The sequence below is a fragment of the Amycolatopsis sp. ATCC 39116 genome (assembly GCF_000231075.2).
Lineage (GTDB): Bacteria > Actinomycetota > Actinomycetes > Mycobacteriales > Pseudonocardiaceae > Amycolatopsis_E > Amycolatopsis_E tucumanensis.
In genome coordinates this window covers 124042-137778 of the sequence record NZ_AFWY03000015.1, presented here as the reverse complement: position 1 = coordinate 137778, position 13737 = coordinate 124042, and the positions used below count along the sequence as shown (strand labels likewise).

Here is a 13737-nt window from a genome sequence, read left to right as displayed (position 1 = left end):
CCGCGACGGAGAGGTGGGCGTGAATGGACCATTACCAGTACCTGCTCGTCCTGGCGGGGTGCCTGGCGATCACCCTGCCGCTGGAGTTCCTGGGCGCGCGCGTCTACCGGCGCCCGGTCGCGCTGGCGCGCGCGGTGCTGCCGGTCGCGCTGGTGTTCCTCGTCTGGGACGCGATCGCGATCGCCGCCGAAGTCTGGTGGTACAACCCCGACTACGTCACCGGGGTGCGGCTGCCGTTCGCCATCCCGCTGGAGGAGCTGCTGTTCTTCCTGGTCATCCCGGTGTGCGGGGTGCTGACGTACGGGTGCGTGCAGGCGATGCTCGGCCGCCTGCGGGAGCTGCGGAAGGTGCGCCGGTGACCGGGCTGGGGTACACGCTGCCCGCGGTGCTCGCGGTGATCGCCGTGTGCGCGTGGGAGTTGCTGCACCTGCGCACCGGGCTGTTCCGCAAGCCCGCCTACTGGATCTCGATGGCGATCGTGGTCGGCTTCCAGATCCCGGTGGACGGCTGGCTCACCAAGCTGAGCGCGCCGATCGTGCTTTACGCGCCCGAGCACACCAGCGGGCTGCGCTTTCCGTGGGACATCCCGGTCGAGGACTTCCTGTTCGGGTTCGCGCTGGTCACCGCCGTGCTGCTGCTGTGGGAACGGCGCACCGCCAAGGAGGAGGCATGACCCTGGACCGCACCGGACTGGCCCGCCACGAGGTGCCCGGCGCGTTCGACACCGGCGCCGCCGCCTACGACCGGCTGGTCGGCGCGAACCCGGGCTACCACGAGCACCTGCGCCTGTCGGCCCGCCGGATGCGCCTGCCCGGCGGCGGCCGGGGCCTGCGCCTGCTCGACGCGGGCTGCGGCACCGGCGCCTCCACCGCCGCGTTGCTGGCGGCCGCGCCGCACGCCGAGATCGTCGCGTTCGACGCCTCCGCGGAGATGCTCGCCCAGGCGCGGCGGAAGTCCTGGCCCTCGACCGTCCACTTCGTCCACAGCCCGGTCGAGGAGCTGGCCGCGTCCGGGATCTCCGGGCCGTTCGACGGGATCTTCGCCGCGTACCTGATCCGCAACCTCGCCGACCCGGACGGGCAGCTGCGCGCGCTGCGGGCGCTGTTGAAGCCGGGCGGCACGTTCGCCGCGCACGAGTACTCGGTGCGCGACTCGCTCGCCGCCCGCCTGGTGTGGCACGCGGTGTGCTGGAGCATCATCATCCCGGCCGGGCGGGTGGCGACCGGCGACGCGACGCTCTACCGGCACCTGTGGCGCAGCGTCCTCGCCTTCGACGGCGCCGCGCGGTTCCGGCAACGGCTCGCCGGCGCCGGGTTCACCGCCGTGCACAGCGAGACGATGACCGGCTGGCAGCGCGGCGTCGTGCACACCTTCCTGGCCACCAACCCCGAGGAGCCCGCGTGACCGACCGCCGCGCCGTCCGGCACCGCGCCCCCGCCGGTGCGGCGGACGCCCGCACGCTGCCGCACCGGCCGGAGGTCGTGGTGGTGGGCGGCGGGATCGCCGGGCTCACCGCCGCCACCGGGCTGGCCGAGCGCGGCGTGGCCGTCACGGTCGTCGAGCGGGAGGACGAGCTCGGCGGGCGGGTGTCGGCGTGGACGGACCGGCTCGCGGACGGCAGCACCGTGTCGATGAGCCGCGGCTTCCACGCGTTCTTCCGGCAGTACTACAACCTGCGCGCGCTGCTGCGGCGCGCCGACCCGGAGCTGTCGCGGCTGCGCCCGGTCGCCGACTACCCGCTCGTCGACGGCGAAGGACGCCGCGACACCTTCCGCGGGCTGCCGAGCACGCCGCCGTGGAACGCGCTCGCCTTCGCGCTGCGCAGCCCCACCTTCCGCGTCCGGGACCTGCTGCGGCTCAACGCCCGCGCCGCCGCGCCGCTGGCCGCGGTGTCGGTGCCGGGCACCTACGACCAGCTCGACGACGTGGACGCGGCGACGTTCCTGGAGCGCATCAACTTCCCGCCCGCCGCCCGGCACCTGGCGTTCGAGGTGTTCTCCCGCAGCTTCTTCGCACCGCCGTCGGAGATGTCGGCCGCGGAGCTGGCGACGATGTTCCACCTGTACTTCCTCGGCTCGTCCGAGGGGCTCGTGTTCGACGTGCCGGACTCGGCCTACGACACCGCGCTTTGGGAGCCGCTGCGGGCGTACCTGGCGGGTCTGGGGGTGCGGTTCCGCACCGGCGCCGAGGCCGGATCCGTGGCGCGCGACGGCTCCCGCTGGTCCGTCGACGGTCTCGCCGCCGACGGTGTGGTGCTCGCGGCGGACGTGTCCGGGCTGCAGTCGATCGTGTCGGCGTCGCCGGATCTCGCCGACGAGGAGTGGCGGTCGCGGGTGCTCGGGCTGCGGATCGCGCCGCCGTTCCTGGTGCACCGGCTGTGGCTGGACCGCCCCGTCGCGCCGGACCGGCCCGCGTTCCTCGCCACCGGCGGGCTCGATCCGCTGGACAACATCAGCGTGCTGGACCGCTACGAGCGCGAGGCCGCGACCTGGGCCGCCGAGCACGGCGGGTCGGTCGTCGAGCTGCACGCCTACGCCTGCGCCGACGAGGTCGTCGCGCTGCGCAAGCAGCTGGTCGACCGGCTGCACCAGCTGTACCCGGAGACCGCGGGCGCGCGGATCGTCGGCGAGCTGGTGCAGTGGCGGCGGGACTGCCCGCTGTTCGGCGTCGGCGACTTCGCCCGCCGCCCCCGCGTCCGCACCCCGTTCGACGGGGTCGTGCTCGCCGGGGACGGGATCCGCATCGATCTTCCGGTCGCGTTGATGGAACGCGCGGCCGCGACCGGCTGGCACGCCGCGAACTGCCTGCTCGCGCGGTGGGGGCTGGCCGGGCACGAACTGACCACCGTGCCGGTCCGCGGGCGGTTCGCGCCGCTGCGGGCGCTGGCCGCGTTAGGAGGGTGAGATGGCACCGCGCTGGCCGCGGAACTGGCCGCTGCAACCGATCCCGCGCACGCCGTGGGCGCGTCAGGAGCCCACGTACCGCGACGCGAAGCCGTCGCTGATCGAGGCCGCGCTGAAGCGGGCCGAGGCGCGGCCGTCGGGGAACTGGTACGTGTTCGCGGCGAGCCGGGACGTGCGCGGCGACCGGCCCTACGGGTTCTCCGTGGCCGGGATCGAGCTGGTCGCGTGGCGGGACCGGGCCGGGAAGCTGCTGGTGGGGCCCGGGGCGTGCCCGCACCTGGGCGCGCCGATGGCGCTGGGCGCGGTCGACGACGGCGGCCTGCTGTGCCGGTGGCACGGGCTGCGGCTGGACGAGCGGTCGTGCCGTCCCGCGTTCGACGACGGGGTGCTGGCGTGGGTGCGGCTGGACCGGGCCGGCGGCGAGGAGCCGTTGCCCGCGCCGGTCGTGCCCGCCCGGCCCGCGGGTGGGGTGGACTCGGTGGCGCGGCTGGAGGGTGTGTGCGAGCCGCGGGACGTGATCGCGAACCGGCTCGACCCGTGGCACGGCTCGTGGTTCCACCCGTACTCGTTCACGCGCCTGAGGGTGCTGTCCGCGCCGGCCGAGGTCGACGTGGCCGATTCCGACGACCGGTTCGTCGTGTCGGTGACCTTCCGCGTCACCCCGACGCTCGGCGTGCCCGTCCAGGCGGAGTTCACCTGCCCCGGTCCGCGGACGATCGTCATGCGCATCACCGAGGGCGAGGGGGTCGGCAGTGTGGTCGAAACGCACGCCACGCCGCTGGGCCCGGGCCGCGACGGCCGCCCCCGCACGGCGGTGATCGAGGCGGTGATGGCGGCGTCGTCCCGGCCCGGCTTCCGGCTCGCCCGCGCAGCCGCGCCCGCGCTGCGCCCGCTGATGCGCCACGCGGCGGCCCGCTTGTGGAAGGACGACCTCGCTTACGCCGAGCGGCGCTACCAGCTGCGCAGCGAGGACTGGAGCCCCCGCGACACCCGGGCGTAAGGGCTCGTCCAGCCGCCACCTGGAATCCTGCCGCCCCGCCGGCCGGGCCACCCGCGCCCGCCTTCACGGGTGGACCAACCGCGCAGGCAGGCCGGACTGACGGCGGCGCCCCCGCACCAGCCCCCCGCCGGCCGGTCCCCACCACCACCGACGCCTTCACGAGCGGACCAACCGCGACGGCCGCCCCAAGCCGTCCACCACCAGCACGCCCATCCACCCCACCCGCACCTTCACGAATGGACCTACCGCGACGGCCGCCTAGGCCGTCCTCTACCAGCGCGCCCTTTCAATCCCGCCACCACACCGGTCGCTCCCCCACCACCACCGGCACCCACACGAGCGGACCAACCGCGACGGCCGCCCCAAGCCGTCCACCACCAACGCGCCCATCCAACCCCCGCGCCACCCCACCGGCACCTTCACGAGCGGACCAACCGCGACGGCCGATCCGAAGCCGGCCACACATAAGGCAGGTCGTCCGGCACCCCGTCGAAGAACCGCCGGTAGTGCTCCGGATCCTTGTGCAGCAACGCCGACTGGTGGCTGCGGTGGAACTCCGGGTCGCCGAGCCACGGCGGCATCTCCCCCGCCTCCCGCAGCGCCTGCTCGTCCCGCGGCTGCGGCACCCCGACCGCGCGCGCCAGGTCGTCAGTCAGTTTCACCGCGCACGTGTCGGTGTGCCCGGCCGCGCACCACACCCGGCACACCTCCAGCCCGTAGCGGGTCAGCGCCTCCTCGTAGCCGGTCCACATCTTCGCCGCCGGGTGGTGCCGCCACCCGTAGTTCGGCACCGTCAGCGCCCGCAGCACCTGCAACGTCTCGACGCGCTGCTTGCCGAGGCGCCGCGTGTCCAGCACCCGCGCGGTTTCGGCGAACCCCGGGTACGGCAGGAACGTCTGCATTCAGCCCACCCGCTCGTCCGGCGTCGCCTCGTGCCCGGCCACCCCCCGCGAGCGCCGCTCCCGTTTCAGCTCCGCCTCGAACAGGTGCCGCCGCCCGCCGGTCAGCTCGCGCGCCTGCCGCTCGAACGCGCGGAACGGCTGGTAGTACGTGTCGTCGAAGTCCTCGACCACCTGGAACGTCCACCGCCCTGGCAGCACGTTGCGGCCCACCAGCTCGCGGGCGATGCGGTCGGCCAGCTCGTCGTGGCCCGCCTTGCGCAGCAGCTCGACGGCCTCGCCGACGGCGAAGTCGGTGGTGCCGGTCATGCGGTGGAACTGGTAGAGGTGCCCGCGCGCGACCTCGAGGGTCTCCAGGGCCTCGGTGAGCTTGCCTACTGCCTCGACCGTCGCGCGGTCGTACCGGTCGGCCTCGGGGTTCTCGTCGTCGAGACGGGCGTCAGTCATGCCGGCGGGGTACCCACCGCGAACCGTCTCACAACCGTTGCCGGACGAGCACGGGTTCACGTTTCGTGCGCGAGACCGCCACCCCGGCCAGGCAGAGGACTCCGCCGGCGAGCGAGAGCCAGCCAGGCACCTCGCCGAGCACCGCCCAGGCCATCAGCACCACCACGGCCGGCACGGCGTAGGTGGTCGAGCCCATCTTCCCCGCGGTCGTGCGGGCCAGCGCGTACGCCCAGGTCGTGAAGGCGAGCGCGGTCGGGAAGACGCCGAGGTAGAGCATGCTGAGGGTGGCCTCGGCGGGCGCGGTCGCGAGGTCGTCGAGGAGCTGCCCGGCGAATGGCAGGCACGCGAGGGCGCCGATCAGGCAGCCGAAGGTGGTGACCTGGAGGGCCGAGGCGTGCTTCAGAGCGGGTTTCTGGCTGACCACGCCACCCGCGTAGGTGATGGCCGCGAGCAGGCAGAGCACCACGCCGAGGACGGGCGCGTGGCCGCGGCCGGACATCGACAGCCCCACGACCACGGCGCCGGCGAAGGAGACGGCGAGCCCCGCGAGCAGCCGCCCGGGGAAGCCTTCGCGCAGCAGCCAGCCGCCGAGCAGGGCGATCAGGATGGGGCCGACATTGACCAGCATGGCGGCCGTGCCCGCGTCGACGAGCTGTTCGCCCCAGTTCAGGACCACCATGTAAGCGCCGAACCACAGCACGCCCGCCCCCGCGATGCCCGGCCACGCCTCGCGTTTCGGCAGCCCTTCGCGCCGGATGACCAGGAAGACGAGCAGGGTGAGCGCGCCGGCGACGAGCCGCCCGAGCGCCAGCGCGCCCGGCGCGAAGTGCTCACCCGCCGCCCGGATGGCCACGAAGGCCGACGCCCACAGGACGACGGTGGTGAGTGCCGCGACCATCGCGCGGCGGTCCATGCTGAGATCCACGACCCGGACGCTATTCCCCGGACGTGTCGGTGTCCGGCGATTTTCCGCCACGACGCCCGACGAGCCGGTCCAGCAGCTCGCGGTTGCCGGGCCATGCCTGTTCAAGCACACCCGGCGGCACCCGGCGCGCCGCATACCGCAAAGCCAGCGCGACGACCAGAACGTCGTCGAGAGGCCCGATGACCGGCAGGAACTCGGGGATCAGGTCGACCGGCGAGAGCACCCAGAGCCCCGCGACCACAACGGCGACCTTCGCCCGCCGCGGCACGCGCGGATCCTTGCGGAGCCGTTTGACGGTGGTCACACAGTCCGGCAGGAGCCGCGCGAGATCCCGGGCCAACCCCGGCGGCAGCAACTTAGCGAGGAGAATCAGCAGCGCCCACGAGGCAAGCACGACGCCAGCCGCGATCAGGACACCCGTGAGCCAGCCAGGCACTTCGCGCTCCTCCGGGTAGGCCTCGGCTCAAGCCTACCCGCCTCACCCTGTGTGACCGCCCGCTCTTATAGCGCACTGTTGATCACGCGCAGTGACCCACCCCCCGTGAACGAGCGTCCGCGGATGGGCTACTCTTGTGCGCACAAGAGAAGAGCAGGTCCGAGTGGCGGAATGGCAGACGCGCTAGCTTGAGGTGCTAGTGCCCGTAAAGGGCGTGGGGGTTCAAGTCCCCCCTCGGACACTTCCCATAACCCCAACTGTGCGGGTCGAGATTGGTCTTGGCTCGCGCTGTTCGCTGTCCGGCGTGGTAGATCAGCTGCAGGCCAGACAGACGGGTAGACCTTCGCCTCGTCCGCCGGGTCGATGTTGATCAGCGTCTGGCGGACGTCATGCAAGAGGTCCGCCATGGAGTTCACGAGCACAAGCCGTGGCTGCCGCCAGTGGTGCGGCAGGTCGAGAGCACCTGGATGGACTGTTACGCCGAAGCCGGGACCTGAGGTCGCGGAATCCCCGTCGACCTGGTATTTCGCGGCGCCCAGTGCCTTCAGACGTCTCGCCAGTTTGAGGGCGTAGCAGTTGTCATAGCCGGGGAAAGCCGATCACAAACCTGTGGTCGGGTTCCAGGTCGCTTCGGTCTACTCGATGCTGCTGCCGTCCGCCATGCCACCGCACGTGAGGACCAGGAGTCCAGCGAGGCACACCCACCCTCGCCCGCCGGGCCGCGTCGTCTTCCTGTCGCTTGCTGGCCCACCTGCGACGAGCCCTTCTTGGCCGACCGTGATCGCGGCACGGTGGGATGCCAAGCGCGGAGGGTTAGCGGGGCGGTCACCGTGCCGGCACGCCACCTCCGCCTGCGGGCGGTGCTTCGCCGTGGTCTGATGGCCACGGTCATGGTCAGCGCACTGCCCATGAGCGCGATGCCGCGCGGCCCGTTCCCGCTCTCGTCCTCGCCGACGCGGCTTCGTCGATCAAATGCCTCAACACGGAGCACCTGATTGCGACGTGCATCAGACCCATGCCGTGGACCGGCGCAGGTGATATCCGACGGCCAGGAGGACCTGGCCGACCGTCGGGGGACCAGTCATCTGACGGGCCCTGCCGGGCGGAGCCGGGCCCAAGATAGTGACACCTTCGGATGGCGAGGCGAAGGCTTCGCCGCTAGGAATGGAGAGTGCATCATGCCGACGATCACGACTGCTGATGGCGTGGAGATTTTCTACAAGGACTGGGGTACCGGTCAGCCGATCGTGTTCAGTCACGGCTGGCCTCTCTCGGCGGACGATTGGGACACCCAGCTGCTGTTCTTCCTGGCCCACGGCTACCGGGTCATCGCCCACGACCGGCGCGGGCACGGCCGCTCCGCGCAGGTCGCCGACGGGCACGACATGGACCACTACGCCGACGACCTGGCCGCGCTGACCAGCCACCTCGACCTGCACGACGCCATTCACGTCGGCCACTCCACCGGCGGCGGCGAGGTCGTGCGCTACCTCGCCCGCCACGGCGAATCCCGCGTCTCCAAAGCCGTCCTGATCGCGGCCGTGCCGCCGCTGATGGTGCAGACCGACGCCAACCCCGGCGGCCTGCCCAAGAGCGTCTTCGACGACCTGCAGGCCCAGCTGGCCGCCAACCGGGCCCAGTTCTACCTCGACCTGGCCTCCGGCCCGTTCTACGGCTTCAACCGCCCCGGCGCCGAACCCTCCCAGGGTCTGATCCGCAACTGGTGGCGCCAGGGCATGGAAGGCGGCGCGAAGGCCCACTACGACGGGATCGTCGCCTTCTCCCAGACCGACTTCACCGAAGACCTGAAGAAGATCACCGTCCCGACCCTCGTCATGCACGGCGACGACGACCAGATCGTCCCCTACGCGGACTCGGGCCCGCTCTCGGCCGGGCTGCTGCGCAACGGCACCCTCAGGACCTACCCGGGATTCCCGCACGGCATGCCCGCCACCGAGGCCGACACCATCAACGCCGACCTGCTCGACTTCATCCGGTCATGAGCAGCCCGATCGCGGTGCTCGGCGCCACCGGCCGCCAAGGCGGCGCCGTGGCCCGCCACCTTCTCGAGCACGGCGCACACGTCCTCGCGCTGGTCCGCGACCCCGACAGCGCGAGCGCGCACCGGCTGCGGGAGGCCGGCGCGGACACCGTCCGCGCCGACCTGGCGGACGCGGGCTCGCTGGTGGCCGCTTTCCAGGACACAGCCGCGGTCTTCGCGATGACGACGTACAACGCCGACGGGGCGGATTCGGAAGTCCGGCAGGGATCGGCCATCGCGGACGCCGTCGTCGCCGCGAAAGTGCCGTCCGTGGTCTACAGCTCCGTCGGCGGCGCGGACCGGGCGACCGGGATCCCCCACTTCGAGAGCAAGTGGGCGATCGAACAGCGGCTGCGCTCGACCGGCGTGCCGCTGACCGTGATCCGGCCGGTCTTCTTCATGGAAAACCTGATGCGTGCCGGTGTCGTCACCGCCGAGGCGGACGGGCAGGTCTTCCGGTACGCCTTCGCGCCAGGGGTGCCGGTCCAGATGATCGCCTCCGACGACATCGGCGCGATCGCCGCCCGGGCGGTCCTCGACCCCGACGCCATCCCGGGCGGTCAGCTGGAGATCGCCGGCGACGAGCTGACGCCGGAGCAGATGGCGGCGGCCTTCGCCGAGGCTTCGGGCCGCCCCACCCGGTTCGAGCCGACGCCGATCGACGCGGTCGCCGACGCGGACCGGCAGGCGATGTACACCTGGCTCGCGACCACGCCGGGGTACCAGGCCGACTTCGCCACCACCTCGGCGCTGCGGCCCGGGATCCGGTCCTTCCCCGCCTTCCTGTCCGGCGCCAACCCGTGAAGGAGCCCGTGATGACACCCCGGCCGCATCACCTCCCCCGCGCGATCGAGGTCCGCGGCGTGCGGCACAACTCGCTGCGCGACCTCGACGTCGACGTGCCGCTGTGGCGGACCGTGGCGGTGGCCGGGGTGTCGGGGTCGGGGAAGACGTCGCTCGCGATGGGGACGCTGTACGCCGAAGGGCTGCACCGGTTCCTCGAGGGCCTGTCCACCTACAGCAGGCGGCGGATCGGCCAGGCCCAGCGGCCGGACGCCGACCGCATCGACCACTTGCCACCGGCGCTCGCGTTGCGGCAGCGGCCACCGGTCCCCGGACCGCGCAGCACGGTCGGGACGATGAGCGAGGTCCTCAACGTCCTGCGGTTGATCATGTCGCGCCTGGGGACCCACCGCTGTCCCAACGGCCACGATGTGCCACCGGCGGTCGCCACGCAGGGGATGGAGATCGTGTGCCCGGTGTGCGGGGTGCGGTTTGAGCACCCGGGCGCGGAGTCGTTCGCGTTCAACTCCGTCGGTGCCTGCCCGGGCTGCGACGGGACGGGCGTGCGCACCGAGGTCGACCCCACGGCGCTGGTGCCGGACCCAGGCAAGACGATCGACGAGGGCGCGGTGCTGTCGTGGAACGTCGGCGGGCGGCGGCTGAGCCGGTACGCCGCCGGTGAGCTGGGAGTGCGGCTGGACGTGCCGTACCGCGAGCTCACCGCCCGGGAGAAGGATTTCGTCATGCACGGCGAGCCGGTGCGGCAGCAGGTCGTCGTCTCGGGCCGCAACGGCAGGCAGGTGACCCTGGAGGTCACCTACGACAACGCCATCACCGCCGCCCGCCGCTCGGAGAAGAGCAAGTTCCTCGTCACGCACACCTGCCCGGTCTGCCACGGCTCCCGGCTGCGGTCCGAGGCCCTGACCAGCCACCTGGACGGCCGCGACCTCGCCGAACTCAGTGCTCAGGACCTCGACCACCTCGCCGCGTTCGCCGGCGGCCTGCCCGCGCTGATGCCGGCCGAGCTGACCCGGCTGACCACCGGGCTGGTCGGTGAGCTCACCGGTGCGCTCACCCCGCTGCTGGAGCTCGGCCTCGGCTACCTGAACCTGGACCGGGCCGGATCGACGTTGTCCACCGGCGAGCGGCAGCGCATCGAGCTCACCTCGACTGTCCACGCGAGCACGACCGGCATGCTGTACGTCCTGGACGAGCCGTCCGTCGGGCTCCACCCGAGCAATGTCGCGGGGCTGCGCAAGGCCATCGACGCCCTGGTGCGCAACGGCAACTCGGTGGTGCTGGTCGAGCACGACCTCGACGTGATCCGCACCGCCGACTGGATCATCGAGCTTGGCCCTGGTGCCGGGCGGCAGGGCGGCACGGTCGTCGCCGAGGGCACCCCGGCCGAGATCGAAGCCGACGAGCGGTCGATCATCGGCCCGTTCCTGACGGGCCGCGAAACGGTCGAGCGCGCGCCACGACCGCGCGCCGGCGAACCGGCCACCATCACCGTCAGCAGCCTCCACAATCTGTCCGGGGTGACGGCCACGTTCCCGCTCAACCGGCTCACCGCGATCGCCGGCCCGTCCGGCACGGGCAAGACCGCCCTGGTGCTGGAAAGCCTGGTCCCCGCTGCGCGGGCACAGTTGGCCGGCACGCCGCTGCCCGGCCACGTCGCCCGGCTGGAGCTGGGACCGCTACGCGGCGTCGTGGAGATCGACGCGACGCCGATCGGCCTCAACGCCCGGTCCACTCCGGGCACCTACACCGGTGCCTTCGACGCGATCCGAGCCCGCTTCGCGGCCGCGACCGGACAGGCCGCCGGGCAGTTCTCCTTCAACACGAAGGAGGGGCAGTGCCCGACCTGCAAGGGCCTCGGTTCGATCGACCTGGACGTGCAGTACCTGCCCGACATCACGGTGGAGTGCCCGACCTGCCACGGCGCGCGGTTCGGTGAGAAGACGCTCGAGTCGCGTGTGGACGGTCTCACGATCGCGGACGTTCTCGAGCTGACGGTCGACGAAGCCCTGGAACGCTACGCCGACGTGCCCACCATTGTCCGGCCGCTGCGGCCCGTGGCCGAGGTCGGGCTGGGGTACCTGCGGCTCGGTGAGCCGACGCCGGCCCTGTCCGGCGGGGAGTCCCAGCGCCTGCGCATCGCCGCGCGCCTGCGCAGCAGCCAGCGGAACGTGCTGTATGTGCTCGACGAGCCCTCGACCGGACTGCATCCGGCCGACATCCGCGCCCTGGTGGCGGTGTTCGACCGCCTCCTGGACGCCGGGGCCACTGTCGTCGTCATCGACCACGACCTCGACCTGATCGCCGCGGCCGACCACGTGCTCGACCTGGGCCCCGTCGGCGGCCCCGGCGGTGGCCGCATCGTCGCCCAGGGGACGCCGGACGAAGTCGCCGCCGACCCCGCCAGCGTCACCGGCCCGTACCTCACCGAACGCGTCGGGCTTCGGGGGCGTCGCGAGTGAGGTAGCACCACATGCGCTCCTCGATCCCGCCGGTCCACACCGCACGGGCTGTGGCTTCGTCCGCGCTGAATTCGACGGCGCCGGCACCGGTGGACCGCACGGCCAGATCCATTTCGCTCGCGGTCTCGAGGAACTGCGCGAGAACCACAGCCCGCGGCAATGACTCACCCACGACGACCGCACCGTTGCCGCGAAGCACGATCGCCGGCGCGTTCCCCAGCGCTTCCGCCACCGACTCCGCGGCCATCTCCGTCCGGACCAGCCGGGGATCGGGCCACAACGGCGGTCCCGGAGCGAAGTACGCCCCGGTACCGTCGAGCGGACGCGCGGTGCACCCGAGCGCCGACAGCGCCCGCACCGCGACGGGTAGCACTCGCGCGATACCACCGACGTCGGCTCGGCGCCGGTAGATCGCCTGGTGCAGCCGGACCTCACCCGGAACATCGCGGGGCAGCTCGCCGGTCACCGCGGCGACGATGCCGGGTCGTCGCCCGATCTGTCCCAGTGGGACGGCCGGCGTGACGAGGAAAGTGGACTCGTCGCGCCGGACCGAGCAGTGCCCGTACGCCGTGACGAGTCCCGCCCCGGACAGCGCCCTGGCCGCGGTCCGGAGCATGCGCTGCAGGTCCGGTTTCACGGCCGGTAGACCGCGAACACCTTGGACGAGTTGAAGACGTAGGACTCCTCGAACACGCTCCAGTCCGGCTTCGGACGGCCGAGTTCCTCCATGGCCCCGGCCAACGTGTACCAGTTGAGCAGCTCCTGCTGGCCGCTGTCCTCGATCTCCGTCGTCGTCCGGGTGCGCCAGACGTCGTAGTCGCCCTTGGTCATCGCGTCGTACAGCACGCGGTCGGCGGCGACGTCGGGCTGGAGTCGCCACGTCTTGTCGGTGTTGAAGGCGTGGCTCCAGCTGGAGGACGCGACGAGGACGACCCGAAGGTCGGTGGCGGCGAACGCCCGCGCCACGGCCCGGCCCACCTCCATGAACCGCCACGGCGGCGGCGACGGCGGATCCAGCTGCGCGGGCGTCTCGCCGAGGGACACCGCGAACCCCTTGTTCGCCACGACGAGCGATCCGTAGCAGTTCAGCGGGAACGCGATGACCGGATAGGGGAACCCGCGGCGGTGGTAGTCGAGGTAGAGCAAGGTGTTGAGGAAGGCGTGCGCGAACCCTTCCTGATGGAGAGGCCGGTACGCGTACGAGACGTCGATCCCCTGCTCCAGGAGGTCCTTCGCCAAGCCCCTCGCGATGTCCGGAGCGCCCTTCACCTCCAGCACCGTGTCGGGGCCCTCGTTCCACACGTTCGGCTTGTCGTCCATGCCCGACGAGTGCGCCATGGTCGCCCACGGCTTGATCGTCAGGTCGGGATAGGCCAGGACCGCGTACGGCGGGATGATGTCCTCGCGGAAGTTCTCGTATTGGTCGTCGCCCCAGATCAGGACGACGTCCGGCTCGAAGGCGTCGATCTCCGAGCGGCAGTGGTCGAGGGCGGACACCAGCCGTTCCCGGTGCCGGGTCGCCGCGGCCCGGCCCTCGTCGGAACCCCACTCCTGCCGCATCCGTTCCGGCCACGAGGCCGGATCTTTCGCGTGCTCGGGCACGAGCGGATCCTGGAGGTTCTTCCGCAGCAGCCACGCCATGTCCTCGTCCACCCCGGACAGTGGCGGGTAGTGCGTCACCCCGATCCCGAGAATTTCGCCCACGGTGTTCCTCGCAATCGTCGTGTCCGTCGGGAAGAAGCGCAGTGAATACCGGCTTCGCCGGAGCGTCAACGGTTGCCGTTTCGATGAGAGAAACGGTCCGCTTCGGCTTTGCGCCCGCG

At 72.1% G+C, this 13737-nt stretch carries 14 protein-coding genes, 1 tRNA gene and 1 pseudogene; 9 read left to right on the top strand and 7 right to left on the bottom strand.

Annotation, left to right across the window (positions count from 1 at the left end; translation table 11 throughout):
• Nucleotides 1–23 precede the first annotated feature (23 nt).
• The 5 genes from AMY39116_RS0318415 to AMY39116_RS0318395 are packed head-to-tail and all read left to right on the top strand — an operon-like array spanning nucleotide 24 to nucleotide 3903.
• Entirely contained in the window at nucleotides 24–359 is a 336-nt protein-coding gene (locus AMY39116_RS0318415) for a lycopene cyclase domain-containing protein (protein WP_020419109.1), read from the top strand.
• On the top strand, nucleotides 356–673 hold the full coding sequence (locus AMY39116_RS0318410) for a lycopene cyclase domain-containing protein (RefSeq protein WP_020419108.1): 318 nt from the start codon (nucleotides 356–358) through the stop codon (nucleotides 671–673). The genes AMY39116_RS0318415 and AMY39116_RS0318410 overlap by 4 nt, the downstream gene beginning before the upstream one ends.
• Nucleotides 670–1404: a class I SAM-dependent methyltransferase gene (locus AMY39116_RS0318405; protein WP_020419107.1), complete on the top strand. Its 735-nt coding sequence runs from the start codon at nucleotides 670–672 to the stop codon at nucleotides 1402–1404. The genes AMY39116_RS0318410 and AMY39116_RS0318405 overlap by 4 nt, the downstream gene beginning before the upstream one ends.
• Complete coding sequence (locus AMY39116_RS0318400; RefSeq protein ID WP_020419106.1) at nucleotides 1401–2903, top strand: NAD(P)/FAD-dependent oxidoreductase; 1503 nt, start codon at nucleotides 1401–1403, stop codon at nucleotides 2901–2903. The genes AMY39116_RS0318405 and AMY39116_RS0318400 overlap by 4 nt, the downstream gene beginning before the upstream one ends.
• A gap of 1 nt (nucleotide 2904) precedes the next feature.
• Entirely contained in the window at nucleotides 2905–3903 is a 999-nt protein-coding gene (locus AMY39116_RS0318395; RefSeq protein WP_020419105.1) for a DUF5914 domain-containing protein, read from the top strand.
• 419 nt (nucleotides 3904–4322) lie between these two features.
• Here AMY39116_RS0318395 and AMY39116_RS0318390 read toward each other — a convergent pair whose 3' ends face one another.
• The 4 genes from AMY39116_RS0318390 to AMY39116_RS0318375 are packed head-to-tail and all read right to left on the bottom strand — an operon-like array spanning nucleotide 4323 to nucleotide 6610.
• Nucleotides 4323–4805: an MSMEG_6728 family protein gene (locus AMY39116_RS0318390; protein ID WP_020419104.1), complete on the bottom strand. Its 483-nt coding sequence runs from the start codon at nucleotides 4803–4805 to the stop codon at nucleotides 4323–4325.
• Nucleotides 4806–5249, bottom strand: coding sequence for a hypothetical protein (locus tag AMY39116_RS0318385; protein WP_020419103.1), 444 nt, complete (start codon nucleotides 5247–5249; stop codon nucleotides 4806–4808).
• Nucleotides 5250–5277: 28 nt separating this feature from the next.
• Nucleotides 5278–6162: a DMT family transporter gene (locus AMY39116_RS0318380; RefSeq protein ID WP_020419102.1), complete on the bottom strand. Its 885-nt coding sequence runs from the start codon at nucleotides 6160–6162 to the stop codon at nucleotides 5278–5280.
• 22 nt (nucleotides 6163–6184) lie between these two features.
• Complete coding sequence (locus AMY39116_RS0318375) at nucleotides 6185–6610, bottom strand: YkvA family protein (protein WP_020419101.1); 426 nt, start codon at nucleotides 6608–6610, stop codon at nucleotides 6185–6187.
• Between the two features lie 157 nt (nucleotides 6611–6767).
• Between AMY39116_RS0318375 and AMY39116_RS0318370 the strand changes: the two genes are divergently transcribed.
• Nucleotides 6768–6851 (top strand) — tRNA-Leu (locus AMY39116_RS0318370).
• Nucleotides 6852–7008: 157 nt separating this feature from the next.
• Here the strand turns inward: AMY39116_RS0318370 and AMY39116_RS47860 are convergent.
• Nucleotides 7009–7188, bottom strand: a pseudogene (locus AMY39116_RS47860) (DUF5131 family protein); the annotation flags it as partial.
• Between the two features lie 600 nt (nucleotides 7189–7788).
• Between AMY39116_RS47860 and AMY39116_RS0318365 the strand changes: the two are divergent.
• The 3 genes from AMY39116_RS0318365 to AMY39116_RS0318355 are packed head-to-tail and all read left to right on the top strand — an operon-like array spanning nucleotide 7789 to nucleotide 11914.
• A complete protein-coding gene (locus tag AMY39116_RS0318365; RefSeq protein WP_027936037.1) occupies nucleotides 7789–8613 on the top strand; it encodes an alpha/beta fold hydrolase in 825 nt (274 codons plus the stop codon).
• Nucleotides 8610–9455, top strand: a complete 846-nt coding sequence (locus tag AMY39116_RS0318360; protein WP_020419099.1) for an NmrA/HSCARG family protein — start codon at nucleotides 8610–8612, stop codon at nucleotides 9453–9455. The genes AMY39116_RS0318365 and AMY39116_RS0318360 overlap by 4 nt, the downstream gene beginning before the upstream one ends.
• A gap of 11 nt (nucleotides 9456–9466) precedes the next feature.
• Nucleotides 9467–11914: an excinuclease ABC subunit UvrA gene (locus AMY39116_RS0318355; RefSeq protein ID WP_020419098.1), complete on the top strand. Its 2448-nt coding sequence runs from the start codon at nucleotides 9467–9469 to the stop codon at nucleotides 11912–11914.
• Here the strand turns inward: AMY39116_RS0318355 and AMY39116_RS0318350 are convergent.
• Complete coding sequence (locus AMY39116_RS0318350; protein ID WP_020419097.1) at nucleotides 11877–12551, bottom strand: class II aldolase/adducin family protein; 675 nt, start codon at nucleotides 12549–12551, stop codon at nucleotides 11877–11879. The genes AMY39116_RS0318355 and AMY39116_RS0318350 overlap by 38 nt on opposite strands.
• Nucleotides 12548–13618: an extradiol ring-cleavage dioxygenase gene (locus AMY39116_RS0318345; RefSeq protein WP_020419096.1), complete on the bottom strand. Its 1071-nt coding sequence runs from the start codon at nucleotides 13616–13618 to the stop codon at nucleotides 12548–12550. Before AMY39116_RS0318345 ends, AMY39116_RS0318350 begins: the two co-directional genes overlap by 4 nt.
• Between the last annotated feature and the right edge of the window lie 119 nt (nucleotides 13619–13737).